We start from the raw sequence: 17212 nt of genomic DNA on the forward strand, positions 1-17212 counted from the left end.
GCGTTGACTTTTGGCACGCTGTTGAGTTCTCAAGGAACGGACGCTTCCTTTGTACTCACCCTCTCGGGCTTTCCTCCGGGCTTCCCTTCGGTGTCTCCGACTCTATCAGATCCTTTTCGATCCGATTTCCTCGGTGCTTTCCAGGTTCCCGCTCTCGCGTTTCCCTTTCCGGCGGCTCCGACTTTATCAGAAGTTTCGGGGCGGACTTGCCGGCCCCTGATTTCCGATTTATCGGGAGGCGCTTCTCCGAAATCAACGTTTCGCCGAGAAGCAGACAGACACTCACGGTTGCCCTCTGGGGACAGACCCCATCTCCAGGCAACTGTTTGAATCTACCTCCCCGCTCATGCTGTGTCAACAGCTCCTGCGGGGTGAAGAGGACACTAGCAGCTCGGGGGGCCGCCTCGCACATCAGGCGGCCGTGGGCACGTCGGCGCTGCGTTCGGACGCCGCCAGGTCACCGGTCTCACCGGCGCGCGCCGCTCGTCCGCCCAGGACATAGACGTAGGCCAGGAAGGCCAGCTCGGCGACGGCGCCGATGGAGATGCGCGCCCAGGTGGGCAGGCCCGACGGGGTGACGAAGCCTTCGATGGCTCCGGACACGAAGAGGACCAGGGCCAGGCCGATCGCCATGGCCAGGGCCGCCCGGCCCTCCTCCGCGAGTGCCGAGCGCCGGGTGCGAGGGCCCGGGTCGATGACGGTCCAGCCCAGGCGGAGTCCGGTTCCGGCGGCGACGAAGACCGCGGTGAGTTCCAGCAGGCCGTGCGGCAGGACCAGGCCGAGGAAGGTGTCGAGGCGGCCGGCCGAGGACATCAGACCGAAGCCGACACCCAGGTTGAGCATGTTCTGGAAGAGGATCCAGAGGACCGGCAGGCCCAGGAAGACGCCCAGGATCAGGCAGAGGGCCGCGGCCCAGGCGTTGTTCGTCCAGACCTGAGCGGCGAAGGACGCTGCCGGATCGCTCGAGTAGTACGTCTCGTACTGGCCGCCCGGTCGGGTCAGCTCGCGCAGTTCGCCGGGAGCCGCGATGGTCGCCTGCACTTCGGGGTGGGTGCCTATCCACCAGCCGAGCAGTGCCGCGACCGTCGTGGACAGCAGCGCCGTGGGGACCCACCAGTGGCGCGACGTGTAGACGGCGGCCGGGAAACCCTGGGTCAGGAAGCGTGTGACGTCCCGCCAGGACGCGCGGCGGGCACCCGTCACCGCATTGCGCGCGCGGGCCACGAGCCGGCTGAGCCGACCGGTCAGCCGGGGATCGGGGGCGGCGGACTGGATCAGGGAGAGATGGGTGGCCGTGCGCTGGTAGAGGACGACGAGTTCGTCGGCCTCCGCGCCGGTGAGACGGCGCCGGCGCCGCAGCAGGGCGTCGAGGCGGTCCCACTCCGCGCGGTGGGCGGAGACGAAGACGTCGAGATCCATCGGAGTGCCTGCTCCTCGGCTGTTCGTCGGCGGTCGGCCGGACCGGTGGAATGACGATCCGCTTGATCGGCTGGTCGTACTGCGGTGCGATGTGTCATCAGCTTGGCAGACTGACGGTGTCCGGGGCAGGCCAGGGAAGGGCGGCGGGCGTGAGTGAGCTGGTGACGGGCGAGGCGGTGGCGCTGGAGCTGCGCCCCGCGAGACTGCCCAGCAGGGCGCTGGCCGTGCTGCTCGACCTGGCGGTGGCCATTGCCGTCTATGTCGCCGTCACCATCGCTCTGGTGGCGGCGACGGCCTCGCTGGACCCGGCGGCACGGACGGCGATGTCGACCGCGCTGTTCGTGCTCCTACTGGTGGGTGGACCGGTCATGGTCGAGACCCTGAGCCATGGACGGTCGCTCGGGAAGACGGCGTGCGGGCTGCGGGTGGTGCGGGACGACGGGGGGCCGATCCGGTTCCGGCACGCTCTGGTGCGGGGCCTGATCGGTGTGATCGAGATCTTGATGACGCTCGGGGTCGTGGCCTGCGTCGCCTCGCTGGTCTCGGCGCGCGGACGACGGCTCGGGGACGTGTTCGCGGGGACGCTGGTCGTGCGGGAGCGGGTGCCGGCCGGCCGGGCGGACTTCGTGCCGCCGCCCCCGCCCTGGCTGGCGGGGCGTTTCACCGGGCTCGACCTGTCGGCGGTGCCCGACGGTCTGTGGCTTGCCGTCCGCCAGTACCTGACGCGGATGCGGCAACTGGATCCGCGGGTCGGCCTGTCGATGGCGGAGCGGCTGGCCGCGGATCTGGCCGAGCGCACGGGGACGCCGGTGCCGCCGGGGGTCCCGGCGGCGGCGTATCTGGCGGCGGTGGTGCAGGAGCGGCAGGCCCGGGAGGCTCGGCGGGCCTTCGGGCAGGGGGCTGCCGCGGGAGGCGGGCGGGCCGGTGCGGTGGGTGGTGGCGGCCACGTCCGGTACCCCGCCGGGGCCGTGCCGCCGGATGTACGCGCGGATGCGCGTCCGGGTGCAGGGGCGGAGGTTCCGCCGGCCGGTCCGGGGGCCGGGGGGCGGGAGGGCCGGGCCGCCGCGCCGCGGGACGGTGCGTCGTCCGGCCGTCCGCCGGCTCGTCCCCCGACGGGGTTCGTGCCGCCGGCGTAGTGCCCGTGGTGCCCGTGGTGCCCCCTTGCCGTCGGACCGCTCAGCCGAAGACCGACGGCGGTGATTCGAGGTCCTCGAGCTCGATGCCGGGGGCCGCGAGGACCACGTCCCCGGCGAGGTGCACGGAGTGCTGCTCGCCCGTGTCCAAGGCTGTGACCTGGTATTCGTCCACGGTCAGGGGGCCGTTGTCAGTGGCGTGTGCTTCTCTTCCCACCAGCGACCAGGACTGGTCCACGGTGCGCGGGGCGAGGACCGGGTCCGTGAAGGCGACGAGGCGGACGCGGGTGGCGGAGGCGGAGGGGGTGAGGCGCAGGAGACGGGCGGTGGCGACCAGGAAGGCGGGGGACGAGCCGGTGAAGGCGTGGGCGCGCACATTGCCTTCGGTGGCGTGGGCCCCGGTGGGGTCGGTGCGGACCCAGGTGACGCCGTCGAGGGCGGCGCCGCGGACCTGCCAGCTCGCGGCGTGGAGTTCGAGACGGATGGGACGGCCGAGTTCGTCGAGGGCGAGGTCGACCGAGCCCAGGTGATCGCCGCAGGGGGCGGTGAGCTGGGAGACGTAGCGCCAGCCGGAGGGGCCGGGGGCGCAGTGGAAGTGCTCTTGGGCGAGGGGGGTGTGATCGTGCGGATCGTGGAGCGAATAGCGGCCGCGGGGCATGGGTGTCCTGGGTCGTGACGGACTGGGCCGGACGCTGGTCCGCCCATGGGACAGGCCCCCGGCACGGGGGTGCGGGGGCCTGTCTCCGGGGACCTGCTGCCGGGGTGCGCGTCAGTGCACGGGCGCGCACCCCATGGCGGGAGCGTGGGCTCAGTAGCGGTAGTGGTCCGACTTGAACGGGCCCTCGACCTGCACGCCGATGTACTCGGCCTGCTCGGGGCGGAGCGTGGTCAGCTTCACCCCGAGGGCGTCGAGGTGGAGGCGGGCGACCTTCTCGTCGAGGTGCTTGGGCAGCACGTAGACGCCGGTCGGGTACTCGTCGGGCTTCGTGAACAGCTCGATCTGGGCCAGGGTCTGGTCCGCGAAGGAGTTGGACATCACGAACGACGGGTGACCGGTGGCGTTGCCCAGGTTCAGCAGGCGGCCCTCGGACAACACGATGATCTTCTTGCCGTCGGAGAAGGTCCAGGTGTGGACCTGCGGCTTGATCTCGTCCTTGACGATGCCGGGGGTCTTGGCGAGGCCGGCCATGTCGATCTCGTTGTCGAAGTGGCCGATGTTGCCGACGATGGCCTGGTGCTTCATCCTGGCCATGTCCGAGGCCATGATGATGTCCTTGTTGCCGGTCGTGGTGATGAAGATGTCGGCCGTCTCGACGACCTCGTCGAGGGTGGTGACCTGGTAGCCGTCCATCGCGGCCTGCAGCGCGCAGATCGGGTCGATCTCGGTGATGATCACCCGGGCGCCCTGGCCGCGCAGGGACTCCGCGCAGCCCTTGCCCACGTCGCCGTAGCCGCACACGACCGCGGTCTTGCCGCCGATCAGGGTGTCGGTGGCACGGTTGATGCCGTCGATCAGGGAGTGGCGGCAGCCGTACTTGTTGTCGAACTTCGACTTGGTGACGGCGTCGTTGACGTTGATCGCCGGGAACAGGAGGACGCCGTCGCGCTGCATCTCGTACAGGCGGTGGACGCCGGTCGTCGTCTCCTCGGTGACGCCGCGGATCTCGGAGGAGAGCTGGGTCCACTTCTGCGGGTTCTCGCCCAGGGTGCGGTTGAGCAGCTCGAGGATGACGCGGTGCTCGTCGGACTCGGCGGTGTCGGGCGAGGGGGCCTTGCCGTCCTTCTCGTACTCGACGCCCTTGTGGACGAGGAGGGTGGCGTCACCGCCGTCGTCGAGGATCATGTTGGGGCCGCCGGTGGGGCTGTCCGGCCAGGTCAGCGCCTGCTCCGTGCACCACCAGTACTCCTGGAGAGTCTCGCCCTTCCAGGCGAAGACCGGGACGCCCTGCGGGTTGTCGGGCGTGCCGTTCGGGCCGACGGCGATGGCGGCCGCGGCGTGGTCCTGGGTGGAGAAGATGTTGCAGGACGCCCAGCGGACCTGCGCGCCGAGGGCGACCAGGGTCTCGATGAGGACGGCGGTCTGCACGGTCATGTGCAGGGAGCCGGTGACCCGGGCGCCGGCCAGCGGCTGGGTCTCGGCGTACTCCTTGCGGATCGCCATCAGGCCGGGCATCTCGTGCTCGGCGAGGGTGATCTCCTTGCGGCCGAACTCGGCCAGGGAGAGGTCGGCGACCTTGAAGTCCTGCCGGTTGTCGACAGTCGTCATGCGGGCTGCTCCTCGGGGTGTGGGTCGAGGTGGGTACGGCTGGTCTGCGCGGCGGCGGACACAGGGGTGCCCGAAGAGGACATGGGCATGCCCGCGTGCGCGCAGCGCAGTCCGTCGGAGGCCCTCTCTCCCTCGGCCGGCCCCGGTGGGACCGCCCGACCGCCATCAGCAGCGACGTCTGGCTCCGTCCCAAGCTACACCGCCCGACCCCGGCGCCCCCAGTCCGTCCGCCGTACACATCAGGCCGATCTGTGGCGTGACGGCGAAGGGCCCCGCCGTGACGGCGGGGCCCTCGGCTGCGGGGCGGGTCTCAGTGACCGGCGTCGTGCGGTGCGGGGCCGCCGGGGGCGGCCTCGGGGTCGGGGCCCCTGACGGCTTCGGTCTCGCTGTAGACGTCGGGCTCGAGGTAGATGACGCGGGCGATCGGGACGGCCTCGCGGATGCGGGACTCGGCGGCGTCGATGGCGGAGGCGATCTCCCTGGCGGTGTCCTCGTGCCGGACGGCGATCTTGGCGGCGACGAGGAGCTCCTCGGGACCGATGTGCAGGGTGCGCATGTGGATGATGCGGGTGACGGTGGCGCCGTCGACGAGGGCGGTCTCGATCTTCCGGGTCTCCTCCGGGCCGGCGGCCTCACCGAGCAGCAGGGACTTCGTCTCGACGGCGAGGACCAGGGCGATCAGGATGAGCAGGATGCCGATGCAGAGGGTGCCGACGCCGTCCCAGACGCTGTCGCCGGTGAGCACGGCGAGGCCGACGCCGCCGAGGGCGAGGATCAGACCGACGAGCGCGCCGAGGTCCTCCAGGAGGACGACCGGCAGCTCGGGCGCCTTGGAGTGGCGGACGAACTCCTTCCAGGAGCGCTTGCCGCGCAGGACGTTGGACTCCTTGATGGCCGTGCGGAAGGAGAAGGTCTCGGCGATGATCGCGAAGACGAGGACGCCGACCGGCCAGTACCAGTGCTCCAGCTCGTGCGGGTGCTTGATCTTCTCGTAGCCCTCGTAGAGGGCGAACATGCCACCGACCGAGAAGAGCACGATGGAGACGAGGAAGGCGTAGATGTAGCGCTCGCGGCCGTAACCGAAGGGGTGCTGCGGGGTCGCCTCGCGCCGCGCCCTCTTCCCGCCGACCAGCAGCAGGCCCTGGTTGCCCGAGTCGGCGAGCGAGTGCACGGACTCGGCGAGCATCGACGAGGAGCCGCTGAAGAGGAACGCCACGAACTTCGCTACCGCGATCGCGAGGTTGGCGGCGAGTGCCGCCACGATCGCCTTGGTGCCGCCTGACGCGCTCATGTGTCCGCGTTGTCCCTTCGTACGCCGTGTGGGGCCCGGGCGTGCGCGTGCGTACGCCGCCCGGGACTCTGCCCGTCCCTTGACGGTGGGCCATTGTTGCAGCCCGGTCCGGCGACTGCGCGTCAGGTCGCCGTCACGGGACGGTCAGGCGACGACCGTGGCCCTGAACAGGGTTCCGGTACCCGATACTTCGGCCTTCTCACCCGCGGGGACGAACACGGACGTGCCCGGGGTCAGTTCGTGCCCGCCGGCCCGTACGGTGCCGGCCGTGCAGAGCAGGATCTGGGGGGTGGTGAGGGCGAGGTCGTGGGTGGTTCCGCCCGCGGGAAGGACGTAGCGGGAGAGCCGGAACTCGTCGATGGGGGTCTCGTAGACCTCTTCGCCGTCCGGGGTGGCCTCCGGGCGCAGGACGCCCGGATCGCCCGCCTCGAAGCGGACGATCCGCAGGAGTTCGGGGACGTCGACGTGCTTGGGGGTGAGGCCGCAGCGCAGGACGTTGTCGGAGTTGGCCATGATCTCGACGCCGAGGCCGCTGAGGTAGGCGTGCGGGACGCCGGCGCCGAGGAAGAGGGCCTCGCCGGGCTGGAGCCGGACGTGGTTGAGGAGCATCGCGGCGATGACGCCGGGGTCGCCCGGGTAGTGGTGGGCGATGTCGGCGTACGGGGCGTGGGCGCCGCCGAGACGGTCGCAGGCGGCGGCCGCCTCCGTGACGGTGCGGGCCATCTCCTCGGGGTCGGCGGTGAGGACGGCGGTGAGCACCTCGCGCAGGGCCGCCTCCTCGGGGTGGGCGTGCAGCAGGTCGACGTACGGCTTCAGGGACGCCACGCCGAGGCCGTCGAGGAGTCCGGCGGCGCGCAGCGGGTCGCGGAAGCCGCACAGGCCGTCGAACTCGGTGAGGGCGCAGATCAGTTCGGGCTTGTGGTTGGCGTCCTTGTAGTTGCGGTGCGGGGCGGTCACGGGGACGCCGCGGCGCTCCTCGTCCGCGTGGCCCTCCTTCGCCTGCGCCAGGTCGGGGTGGACCTGGAGGGAGAGGGGGGCGCCGGCGGCGAGGAGTTTGAGCAGGAAGGGCAGGCGGGGGCCGAATTTCGCGACCGAGTCCGCGCCGAGTTCCTTCTCCGGATCGGCGTCGATGACCTCGGCGAGCGTGCCCCGGCCGGTGCGCGAGGGTGCGCCGGGGTGGGCGCCCATCCACATCTCCGCCTGTGGCTCGCCGGTCGGTTCGGTGCCGAGCAGCCGCGGGATGGCGGTGGTGGAACCCCAGGCGTAGGGGCGGATGGTGTTGTCGAGGCGGTCCATGGGGTTCTCTGCGTTCCTTCTGCCGGTTCTCGTGCGTGCGCGTGGAGGGAGGGTCAGGGCTTCCCGCGCATGATCAGGCACCCGAGGCGAGCGCCAGGTAAACGGCGGCGAAATCCGTGACGGCGATCAGTTCCGCGAGGCTCTCCAGTTCGCCGCCCGCCTCCGGCTCCAGTTCGCTGATCGGCGTGTCGTGGGTGAGGGCCAGTTCACGGGCTGCGGGGGCGGCGGTGATGCCGCCGATGGGGCGGTCGCGGAGCAGCACCACGCGCGCGTGCAGGGCGGGGGGCTCCTCCACGCGGTCGCGGAAGAAGTCGCCCGGGTCGGCGCCGGCGGCGAGCGGGCCGGCGAGCAGGGCGCTGTGCGCGGCGAGCGCCTCGGGCAGTTCGGCGACGACGGCGGGGGTGCCGGACAGCTCGGCCAGTGCGGCGGCGAACCGGCGGCCGGCCGGGCCGGCCGAGACGCCCTCGGTCCACACGACGGGCAGCGCGTCGGCGAGTTCGGCGGCCAGGGTCTTGGCCGGGTTGCTGTACGTCGCGGTGGCGGGCCCGCAGCGTTCGGCGATGGCGTCGAGCCGGTCGGCGATCGTCTCCAGGACCTCCGGCGGCGCGGAGAGCAGGCCGGTGCGGTCCAGGAGGGCGAGCAGCGGGGTGAGCAGCGCCCACAGGACTCCGGGGGCGGAGGCCGCGGCGAGGGGCTGGTCCGGGTCGTAGGGGGCGGTGGCCATGGGGACGAACAGGCTGTGGGAGCCGTTGACCGTCTCGGCGAGCGGGGTGCGGGCGGGGGCCACGGCGACGACGGTGCAGCCGCGGCGGTAGGCCTGCTCGGCGAGCAGGGACAGGCCGGGTTCGGTGCCGTCCGGGGTGGCGATGAGGAGCAGGTCCACGGAGCCGGCCCAGCCGGGCAGTTCCCAGCGCAGGGCGCCGGCGGCGGGGGCCACACCGGTGGGTGCGAGCCGGGTGACGGGGCTGCCGGCGCCGGCCAGGGTGCCGAGGAGATCGGCGGTCTGGGTGGCGGCGGCGCCGGGCCCGGCGATGAGGACGGCGCGGGGGCGGCCGTCCGGCTCGAGGTCGTTGACGCCGGCCTCGGCGGCGTACCGGACGGCGGTGCGGACGCGGGCGCCGGCTTCGGCGGCGCCGCGGAGCAGTGCGCGGTGGTCGGCCTGGGCGAGGCCCTGCGGTGAGTCGAGCAGCGATTCGTCGAGCATGTGCGGCAGGCTCCGATCGGCGGGACGTCGGTACGCGGGGCGCCGGCTCGCAGGTGCGCCGGATCTCCGGACCGTGGGGTGCGCGGGTGACGGACCGTGGGGTACGCGGGCGGCGGGCCGCGGGTTACGCGGGGCGGCGGGCCTCGTCGACGAGGAGGACAGGGATACCGTCGCGGACCGGGTAGGCCAGGCCGCAGTCCTGGCCCGTGCAGATCAGCTCGGTGTCCCGCTCCTCGAGGGGGGAGTGGCAGGCCGGGCAGGCGAGGATCTCCAGGAGACCGGCTTCGAGCGGCATGGGGGTTCCCTTCGGGGCGATGTGCGGATGTGCTGGTCAGGGTACCGCCGGTGGGAGGCGGGTGGAGGGCCGCCGCCCCCGCACCCGCCGGGGCGCCCCCGGTGCGTGTGCCCACCCCCACCGGCTCGGCCGGACCGGCGGCGGGCCGCTCGCGTCAGCCCCTGATGATCGCCAGTGCCTCGTCCCGGATCTTCGTCATCGTCGCCTCGTCGCGGGCCTCCGCGTTCAGCCGGAGGAGGGGTTCGGTGTTGGAGGGGCGGACGTTGAACCACCAGTCGGCGGAGGTGACGGTGAGGCCGTCCAGTTCGTCCAGGGTGATGCCCTCGCGGCCCTCGTAGGCGGCGCGGACGGCGGCGAGGCGGGCGGTCCGGTCGTCCACGGTGGAGTTGATCTCGCCGGATCCGGTGTAGCGGTCGTACTGGTCGACCAGCGCGGACAGGGTGCCGTCCTGGCCGCCGAGTGCGGCGAGGACGTGCAGGGCGGCCAGCATGCCCGTGTCGGCGTTCCAGAAGTCGCGGAAGTAGTAGTGCGCGGAGTGCTCGCCGCCGAAGATCGCGCCGCTCCTGGCCATCTCGGCCTTGATGAAGGAGTGGCCCACGCGGGTGCGGGCGGGGGTGCCGCCGTTCTCCCGCACGACCTCGGGCACCGACCAGGACGTGATCAGGTTGTGGATGACCGTGCCCCTGCCGCCGTTCCTGGCCAGTTCGCGGGAGGCCACCAGGGCGGTGATCGCGGACGGGGAGACCGGTTCGCCCCGCTCGTCGACGACGAAGCAGCGGTCGGCGTCGCCGTCGAAGGCGAGGCCGAGGTCGGCGCCCTCCACGCGGACACGCTGCTGCAGATCGACGAGGTTGGCCGGGTCGAGGGGGTTGGCCTCGTGGTTGGGGAAGGTGCCGTCGAGTTCGAAGTACATGGGGACGAGAGTGAGCGGCAGGCCGGCGAAGACCGTGGGGACGGTGTGCCCGCCCATGCCGTTGCCCGCGTCGACGACGACCTTCAGCGGGCGGACGGAGGTCAGGTCGACGAGCGAACGCAGGTGCGCCGCGTAGTCGTCCAGCGTGTCGCGCCGGGTGACCGATCCCCTGGTGGCGGCCGGTTCGGGGGCGCCCGAGGCGCTCCACCGCTCGACGAGTTCGCGGATCTCGGTCAGGCCGGTGTCCTGGCCGACCGGGGCGGCACCCGCGCGGCAGAGCTTGATGCCGTTGTACCGGGCCGGGTTGTGCGAGGCGGTGAACATCGCGCCCGGCAGGTCCAGCGCGCCCGAGGCGTAGTACAGCTGGTCCGTGGAGCACAGGCCGATCTCGGTGACGTCGACGCCCTGAGCCGCCGCGCCCCGCGCGAACGCGCCCGAGAGGCCGGGGGACGACGGCCGCATGTCGTGACCGGTGACGACGGCCGTCGCGCCGGTCACCCGGGCGAAGGCGGCGCCGAAGAGCTCGGCGAGCGGCTCGTCCCACTGGTCGGGGACGACCCCGCGCACGTCGTACGCCTTGACGATCTGCGACAGATCAACAGCCACGGCCAACCCTTCCGGAGGTCCTGTCGGTCCTCACAAGCTACCCGTAGCGGGTGGCACCGCGGCGTGGTCACCGGATGAACGCCCGGCCGTCCCGGGGAGGGGGAGGGTCTCCGGCCGCCTCGGTGGGCCGCCGGTCGTATCGATGGGTGTGCGTGACGCGGAGGGGTGCGCTCGGCCGGGTGCGGGTCAGTTGTCCGGCGAGCGGAGGACGCGCAGGTGGCCGCGGCGGGCGACCTCCATGGGGTCGGCCCCGCGGGATCCGCCGCCGGCGCCCGCCGCACGCCCCTGGGGGCGGGCCGCCTCGCGTACCGCGTTCGCAAGCGCTTCCAGGTCGTCTCCGCTGGGCTGGGCGGGGGCCGAGCCGTCGAGGAGGCGGACGACCTCCCAGCCGCGCGGTGCGGTGAGGCGCTCGGAGTGCTCGGCGCACAGGTCGTAGCAGTGGGGTTCGGCGTAGGTGGCGAGCGGGCCGAGGACCGCGGTCGAGTCGGCGTAGACGTACGTCAGCGTCGCGACGGCGGGACGGCCGCAAGCGGTGCGCGAACAGCGACGTACAGGGCTCACGATGTTGGACGGTACCGCACTCTTGAGCGGGCCGCGACGACTCCCCACCAGGCCACTCCCCCGTGTCGTGGCGCGAATCACCCTACATACCCCTTTGGGCACACCTTGCCGGCCTGGTTCGACGCGGGTGTCCGGGGAGGGGGCGGCGCTGGTTCCGGTCACCAGCTGGCACAAACACCGTCAATTGCCTTGGGATCCGCGGTCGCGGAACGATATGGAATCGAGCCCAACCTTGGCTGGAACGGTCACGTTGTGACACGGCGGGCGGGTCGACCGGAAGGCGTACGGGGATCGGGCGGCCCGGCGACGCGACGGCTACCCTTCGCAGTGATGGACAGCCCTGTGACGCCCCGTGCCGCCGGCCCCGGGCCCCGACGCCGTGATCGCCACGGCCGCGGTATGCGCGGCCCGATCGCACCACCCCAGGTACCGCTCGCCGCCAGCCGCGCGGAGACGTTCGCGGATCTGGTGCAGGACTCCGTGGAGCGGCTGGAGCGGCGCTGGCCGCAGCTCGCCGACATCGATTTCCTCGTGCTGGACGTGCCGCGGCCGGACGGGGCGGCGGAGGCGGGGTGGGGTGACGGGACGGTGCCCCTGGGCGGGACCGTGGCCGCGCGGGAGGGGCGTCCGGCGCGGGTGGTGATCTATCGCCGGCCGGTCGAGATCCGGACCAAGGGGCGTGATGAGAGGGCGGCTCTCGTGCATGAGGTGGTGGTCGAGCAGGTGGCGGATCTGCTGGGGCTGACGCCGGAGACCGTGGATCCCCGGTACGGCGAGGACTGAGACGGACGCCGGCGGCGCGACCGCGGCTCCGGTGGGGCCCGGGCAGCGCCTGCGGCGGGGTGGTCAGGGGCCGGGCCGTACGCGGCCCGGCCCCTGACCCTGACCGCGGGCAGCCACCGCCTTCCGTCGCGGGCAGTCGTGCCTCCCCCAGTGCCCGGACGGCCTGGGAGGTACCCCCGGGGGCGAGGGGGGTCCCCTGCCCGGGCGCAGCCGAGGACTCGGGTAGGCACCCTGTCGGTGCCGGGCCGCGCGACCCGCCCCGCGCGCGGCCGTCGCCTAGCGCTGCAGGACCGACAGGTCCTCCTCCGACTTCGGTACCGCCACCATCCCGCGGTCGTCCGGGAGGGGCTGGACGGTGAAGAACGGGACGCCGTTGTCCGTGGTGGTGAGGGTCCGGGCGGCGTAGACGGGGGTGCCCGGCCGGGGTTCGACGGTGAGGGCGTAGGTGCCCTTCGCGCCGGACGGTACGGGGGCCGCCACGTTCTGGGTGGTGCCCGACTTGATCGTGTACGTCTTGGACACCGGCGTACCGCCCTCGGTGCCCGCCGAGGCCGTGACCCTGATCTCGGCGGTGCCCTCGGGGGCGGTCACCGAGAGGGTCGTGCCCTCGGCCGTGTTGCCGGCGGACGTCGCGCGCGTGCCCACCGGCCGGGCGGCCGGGATGAAGGCCGACTCCTGTTCGCCGTCGTCGCCGCGCAGGACGCGTACGGCCGCCACGACCGGGACCGAGCCGTCCGACGCCGTCAGGACCAGGGAGCCCGCCTCGCCTCGCGTGATGTCGCCCAGGTCGACGGCCGCCGTCATGCCGCCCTTCACATGGAGCGTCTCGTGACCGGCCGGGGTGAGCAGGCCGGAGGGGCCGGCGAGGCGTAGCTTCAGGTCGACGTCGGCGTCTCGCGGGGTGAAGGCGACCAGGCGTACGGCGGTGGCGTCCTCGGGGATTCCGGGGATGACCAGGCTGCCCGCCGGGTCGGCCGACGCGGGCAGCCAGTCGCCGCCCAGCTCGGCGTCGAGGGCCTGTACGGCCGCGCCCACCCTGCCGCTGCGGACCACCACGTGCACGGTCACGTCGGTCTGCTTCTCGTCGGTGAGCGTGGACAGCAGGACCGGCTCGGCGGAGTGCGGCTTCACCGTGATGCCCTCCCCCACCACCGTCTCGAGGGCGCCGTCCTCGCCGTAGAGCTCGATGTCCACGACCGCCGCCGAGTCGTCGGGGTTGGTCAGGTGGACGTAGTCGGTGCGGCCGGTCCCGGTGCTCGTGCCCGGGAACCAGAACTCGGTGTCGGCGGCCGAGCAGGCGACGCCCTGCATGCCCCGGCCCGTGCCCGCCGCGACCTGTGTCGTCTGCTGCACGGTCCAGCCGGGCGCGAAGCGGCCCTCGGCGGTGCCGACGAGGGCGGGGGCCTCGCCCCCGGAGGTCTCCCCGGTGACCGGCCTGCCGGGGTCCCCGGGCTCGAGGAGGGGCTGGTCGTCGGTCTGCGTCTTCGGCGCGGCCGGGCGCAGTTCGGCCTCGCCCTCGTTCTCCGTGCCCTTCGTGACCGGCGTGAACGACGTGTACGTCGTCTCGGCCAGGTCGGAGGTGCTGGGCCGGGGACACAGCAGGCTCGTGCGCTCGACCGGGAGGCCGGCCGCCGCCGTGGCCGTCTCGTCCGTGGTCCCGGCGTCCGGTGCGGACACCGCGGCGAAGCCGGTGACGGCGGCGAGCGCGGTCACGCCCGCGATCAGGGACAGGGTGGTGCGGTTCACTGCTGGCTCCCGTCGGGACGCTCACTGGCGGTGCCGTGGGGGTCGTACGACGTGTCGTAGCCCTGCGGGTGGTTCTGGTCGTAGTACGTCGGGTCGTAGCCCTGGGTGTACGCCCGGTCGTCGTACGGCGGTTGCTGGGTGCCGTGGGCGTACGGGTCGTACCGGCCGCCCTGTTGAGGTTCCGCCTGGTAGGGCTGGTAGGGGTCCGGGGTGTACTGCTGCTGGTACCGGTCGCCGGTGTCCGGGGCCCAGTCGCCGTAGTCGGGCTGGGGCGGGACGGTGGCCGGGGCCTCCTCGGTCCCGGGGGTCCGTGCGGTCCCGGGCGCTTCCTCGGGGGTGGACTCCGCCTCGGCCTGGGCGCGCAGGCGGCGGGCGCGGCGGCCCTCGCCGGCCAGGGCCTCGGCGGGAACGGCCGGCTCCTCCTCGGGCAGGTCGTCGTCGACGTCGCGACGGCGGCCGGGCAGGGCCATGACGACGAGGACGAGGGCGAGCAGACCCTGGGCCCAGAGCCAGGCGGTGTGGCTGACCGGGTCGTCGTAGGTGACGTCCAGCGTGCCGCCGGCGGCGGGGAGTTCGAAGCCCTGGGCCCAGCCGTCGACCGTGGTGCGGGGCAGCGGCTCGCCGTCGAGGGTGGCGGTCCAGCCCTCGGCGGTGGTGTCGGCGAGGCGGAGGACCCTGCCCTCGGCGCCGTCCGGGATCCTGGTGTGGATGTCGACGGGGCCCGCGGCGACGGGCCGGGGCTCGGTGTCGCCCTCCCCGGCGGCGACGACGCTCGCGCGGGAGACCTGGCGGTCGACCCGCCACAGTGCGCCGCCCGCCTGCTGGCTGAGCCGGCTCAGGCCGGGGGTGGCGTCCAGGACCCGGGTGACCTCGCGGGGCGCTCCCGGGTGGAGCAGGACGTAGCGGACGGCGAAGCCGCCGAGCTGGTCGGCCTGGTCGGCGCCGGAGCCGGCGACCAGGTTGGCGACGACCTTGTCGAGCCGGGTGTTCTCGCCGTCCGCCGCGGCGATCTCGGCGTCGCCCATGCGCGCGCCGGAGCCGCGGACCAGCACATAGCGGACGTGGGCGGCGGAGTCGCTGTCGAGGACGAGCGTGCGGGCCTGGTCGCGGGTGCCGCTCTCCTCGGCGACGAAGGCGGGCACCTGGACGGGGTCGCGGCGCTCCACGGGGCCGTCGGCGCCGCGGATCATCCAGCCGGCGGCGACGAGCAGCGGTCCGGCGGCGCAGGCGAGGGCGATCAGCGCGGCGACCGGCTGGCGCCAGCCGAAGCTCTGCTCGGCGACCCGTGCCCGTGCCCCGTCGGCGCCGAGCGTGGCGGCGGCCAGGACGGCGATGCCGTAGACGAGCGTGGCGGGTCCGGCCCAGGCGGAGGCGTTGGACAGGACCGCGAAGACGAGGCCCACCAGGGCGGCGGCCCAGGCGGTGAGGATCGCCGGGCGGCGCTCGGAGCGGAGCAGGGCGGCGAGCGCGGCGAGCACGAGGCCGATCAGCAGCAGGCCGTCGGCGGTGCCGGGGCCGCCGGGGCTCGCGCCGAGCAGGTCGAGGGCGGAGGCGGCGGAGGAGCCGTACTCCAGGCCTGCCTCCCGGAGGAAACCGGAGGGCAGGAGCGACAGCGACCAGGGGGCGAGGACCAGCAGGGGGCCGCCCAGCTGGGCCAGGAAGCGGAGCGCGTACGCCGGGAGGTCGGCCCTGCGCAGGGCCAGGAGGCCGAGGCCGAGGACCAGCGCGATGGGCCACACGATCGGGGTGAACGCGGTGGCGACGGTGAGCAGCAGCGTGTACGCCCAGGTGGCGCGCCAGGTGGCGCGGGCGCCCGGGGCGCTGGTGAGGCCGCTCGCGGCGATGCCGGTGCGGGCGATGAGCGGCAGCAGGACGGCGAGGACGGCGGTGCCGATCCGGCCGCCCGCCAGGGCTCCGGTCACGGCGGGCAGGAAGGCGTAGGCGACGGCCGCCCACGCGCGCAGCAGCCGGGACTCGACGAGCGGCCGGGAGGCGAAGTAGGCGGTGCAGCCGGCCAGCGGTACCGAGCAGACCAGGAGGACGGTGACGGCGAGGCCGGTCGAGCCGAGCAGCAGGGAGGCGAGGGCCGCCACGACGGCGAGGTAGGGCGGTGCGGATCCGGTGCCGCCGGCGCCCACCGCGTGCCAGGCGTCGGTGTAGCGCGCCCACAGCTCACCGGCGTCGGCGGGCGCGGGGAGCAGGGCGCCGCCGCCGAGCGCGCCGCCGCCGATGAGGGCGCGGCAGGCGGCGAGGGAGACCAGCAGCAGCATCAGGAAGAGCACCGGGCCGGGTCTGCGGGCGATGCGCTTGAGCCGGGCGAACTGCTCGACCTGCAGGAAGTCGGCGTCGTCGCCGCCGGGTCCGGACTCGATCGCGCCGCCGTGCCGTCCCGCGCCGGTGACGGCCTCGGGATCGGAGCGGCCGACGAGGTCGCCCGCGACCTGTTCCACGGTGACGCGGACGGTCGCGCCGGGCGGCGGGAGCAGCGCCCGCAGTTCACCCTTGTCGATCTGCGGGCTGCCGCGGTGGCGCCGGCCGGCGAGGATCCGCTCGGGCCGCAGCAGGGTGCCCACGAGGCCGCGGATCTCGTCGACGGCCTGCCCGGGCACCTTGCCGACGAGGTAGGCGAGGGTGCGCAGCAGGGTGCCGAGGACGAGGCGCAGCAGCACCCAGGGCAGCGCGGCGGTACGGGTGTTGACGAGCAGGGTGTAGACGGCGCCCGCCTTGTCCACCTTGTGCGGGGAGGCGGAGGTGCGGCCCACGCAGTCGACGGTGCGGCGTTCCCGGGAGGCGGCCTCGGCGTGCCGGACGACCGCGTCGGGGGCGATCAGGACCCGGTGTCCGGCGGAGTGCGCGCGCCAGCACAGGTCGACGTCGTCGCGCATGAGGGGAAGGTGCCGGTCGAAGCCGCCGAGCCGGTCGAAGACGTCGCGGCGGACCAGCATGCCGGCGGTGGACACCGACAGCACGGTCCGCACGTGGTCGTGCTGGCCCTGGTCCTGCTCGCGGCGGTCCAGACCGGTCCAGCGGCGCCCGGAGTTGGCGATGGAGACGCCGACCTCGAGCAGCTGCCTGCGGTCGTACCAACCGCGGAGTTTGGGGCCGACGACGGCCACGTCGTCGCGGCCGAGCTCGTACTCGTGCTCCACGACGCGCAGCAGCTGGGCCAGCGCGTCGGGTTCGGGGGCGCAGTCGTCGTGCAGCAGCCACAGCCACTGCACCGGTTCGCCGTGCGGGAGTTCGGGCAGGTCGTAGGCGTCGTCGCGCCAGCTGCGGGTGACCGGGTCCCAGCCGCTCGGCCGTTTCAGGTAGGGCAGGTCGTCCGGCGTGAGGTGCGGGGCGCTGCGGTTGCACTCCTCGACGGCCTGGCCGAAGCCGGTGCGCCGGGCGAGGTGCAGTACGTGGTCGTCGCCGAGGGCGTCGGTGACCAGCCGGGCGGAGTCGTCCGCGCTGCCGGTGTCGGCGGCCATGGCGAACTGGACGGGACGCTCCTGGCCGAGCAGCCCGGCGAGTGCGTCGGGCAGCCAGCGGGCGCCGTCGTGGGAGACGAGGACCGCTGTCACCACGTGACGCGGGAACTCGGGCGGGCGGGCAGGGTCAAACACTGCGGCGGCAGCGAGGTCTCGCCGGGCTGCCGTGTGGCTGTGCACGGACATCGAGGTACGGGCCCCGGTTCGGTGGTCTGTGGGGGACGCCTGT

Annotated in this window: 13 protein-coding genes; 2 read left to right on the plus strand and 11 right to left on the minus strand. The window is 73.5% G+C overall.

The annotated features are described in order from the left end of the window. Positions 1–411: 411 nt before the first annotated feature. Positions 412–1419, minus strand: a complete 1008-nt coding sequence (locus ACF07S_RS06885; RefSeq protein WP_391963508.1) for a stage II sporulation protein M — start codon at positions 1417–1419, stop codon at positions 412–414. Between the two features lie 149 nt (positions 1420–1568). On the opposite strand from ACF07S_RS06885, the gene ACF07S_RS06890 reads away from it, so the two are divergent. After that, positions 1569–2555, plus strand: a complete 987-nt coding sequence (locus ACF07S_RS06890; RefSeq protein WP_391973614.1) for an RDD family protein — start codon at positions 1569–1571, stop codon at positions 2553–2555. 40 nt (positions 2556–2595) lie between these two features. Here ACF07S_RS06890 and ACF07S_RS06895 read toward each other — a convergent pair whose 3' ends face one another. From ACF07S_RS06895 to ACF07S_RS06930, 8 genes are all read right to left on the minus strand, one after another. Next, the gene (locus ACF07S_RS06895; RefSeq protein ID WP_391963510.1) at positions 2596–3210 is read right to left on the minus strand and encodes a hypothetical protein; all 615 of its coding nucleotides are present in this window, start codon (positions 3208–3210) and stop codon (positions 2596–2598) included. A gap of 150 nt (positions 3211–3360) precedes the next feature. Further along, a complete protein-coding gene (gene ahcY, locus ACF07S_RS06900) occupies positions 3361–4818 on the minus strand; it encodes an adenosylhomocysteinase (RefSeq protein WP_391963511.1) in 1458 nt (485 codons plus the stop codon). Between the two features lie 310 nt (positions 4819–5128). Continuing rightward, positions 5129–6109 carry a cation diffusion facilitator family transporter gene (locus tag ACF07S_RS06905; protein ID WP_391963512.1) on the minus strand — a complete coding sequence of 327 codons (981 nt, stop codon included), beginning with the start codon at positions 6107–6109 and terminating at the stop codon, positions 5129–5131. Positions 6110–6253: 144 nt separating this feature from the next. Next, entirely contained in the window at positions 6254–7405 is a 1152-nt protein-coding gene (gene manA, locus ACF07S_RS06910) for a mannose-6-phosphate isomerase, class I (RefSeq protein ID WP_391973615.1), read from the minus strand. Between the two features lie 73 nt (positions 7406–7478). Next, positions 7479–8609 carry an SIS domain-containing protein gene (locus tag ACF07S_RS06915; RefSeq protein ID WP_391963514.1) on the minus strand — a complete coding sequence of 377 codons (1131 nt, stop codon included), beginning with the start codon at positions 8607–8609 and terminating at the stop codon, positions 7479–7481. 124 nt (positions 8610–8733) lie between these two features. Then, a complete protein-coding gene (locus ACF07S_RS06920) occupies positions 8734–8904 on the minus strand; it encodes a Trm112 family protein (RefSeq protein WP_391963515.1) in 171 nt (56 codons plus the stop codon). Positions 8905–9058: 154 nt separating this feature from the next. Next, the gene (locus tag ACF07S_RS06925; protein ID WP_391973616.1) at positions 9059–10423 is read right to left on the minus strand and encodes a phosphomannomutase/phosphoglucomutase; all 1365 of its coding nucleotides are present in this window, start codon (positions 10421–10423) and stop codon (positions 9059–9061) included. Between the two features lie 186 nt (positions 10424–10609). Then, entirely contained in the window at positions 10610–11032 is a 423-nt protein-coding gene (locus ACF07S_RS06930) for a DUF3499 domain-containing protein (protein ID WP_391963517.1), read from the minus strand. A 282-nt stretch (positions 11033–11314) separates the two neighbouring features. Here ACF07S_RS06930 and ACF07S_RS06935 point away from each other — a divergent pair, with 282 nt between their 5' ends. Beyond that, positions 11315–11767, plus strand: coding sequence for a metallopeptidase family protein (locus ACF07S_RS06935; protein WP_391963518.1), 453 nt, complete (start codon positions 11315–11317; stop codon positions 11765–11767). Between the two features lie 276 nt (positions 11768–12043). Here the strand turns inward: ACF07S_RS06935 and ACF07S_RS06940 are convergent, their stop codons facing one another. Together ACF07S_RS06940 and ACF07S_RS06945 are read right to left on the minus strand one after the other, a co-directional pair. Next, positions 12044–13513 carry a DUF5719 family protein gene (locus ACF07S_RS06940; RefSeq protein ID WP_391963519.1) on the minus strand — a complete coding sequence of 490 codons (1470 nt, stop codon included), beginning with the start codon at positions 13511–13513 and terminating at the stop codon, positions 12044–12046. Then, complete coding sequence (locus ACF07S_RS06945) at positions 13510–17169, minus strand: glycosyltransferase (RefSeq protein ID WP_391973617.1); 3660 nt, start codon at positions 17167–17169, stop codon at positions 13510–13512. Before ACF07S_RS06945 ends, ACF07S_RS06940 begins: the two co-directional genes overlap by 4 nt. Positions 17170–17212 lie beyond the last annotated feature (43 nt).

Source organism: Streptomyces sp. NPDC016640, assembly GCF_043076215.1.
In the GTDB taxonomy this organism is placed as follows: Bacteria; Actinomycetota; Actinomycetes; order Streptomycetales; family Streptomycetaceae; genus Streptomyces.

What these genes read in the sequence shown, in the direction of transcription:
- ACF07S_RS06905 (WP_391963512.1), bottom strand. Translation starts at nt 6,109, where the DNA reads ATGAGCGCGTCAGGCGGCACCAAGGCGATCGTGGCGGCACTCGCCGCC.
- ACF07S_RS06895 (WP_391963510.1), bottom strand. Translation starts at nt 3,210, where the DNA reads ATGCCCCGCGGCCGCTATTCGCTCCACGATCCGCACGATCACACCCCC.
- ACF07S_RS06935 (WP_391963518.1), top strand. Translation starts at nt 11,315, where the DNA reads ATGGACAGCCCTGTGACGCCCCGTGCCGCCGGCCCCGGGCCCCGACGC.
- ACF07S_RS06920 (WP_391963515.1), bottom strand. Translation starts at nt 8,904, where the DNA reads ATGCCGCTCGAAGCCGGTCTCCTGGAGATCCTCGCCTGCCCGGCCTGC.
- ACF07S_RS06885 (WP_391963508.1), bottom strand. Translation starts at nt 1,419, where the DNA reads ATGGATCTCGACGTCTTCGTCTCCGCCCACCGCGCGGAGTGGGACCGC.
- ACF07S_RS06945 (WP_391973617.1), bottom strand. Translation starts at nt 17,169, where the DNA reads ATGTCCGTGCACAGCCACACGGCAGCCCGGCGAGACCTCGCTGCCGCC.
- ahcY (WP_391963511.1), bottom strand. Translation starts at nt 4,818, where the DNA reads ATGACGACTGTCGACAACCGGCAGGACTTCAAGGTCGCCGACCTCTCC.
- manA (WP_391973615.1), bottom strand. Translation starts at nt 7,405, where the DNA reads ATGGACCGCCTCGACAACACCATCCGCCCCTACGCCTGGGGTTCCACC.
- ACF07S_RS06915 (WP_391963514.1), bottom strand. Translation starts at nt 8,609, where the DNA reads ATGCTCGACGAATCGCTGCTCGACTCACCGCAGGGCCTCGCCCAGGCC.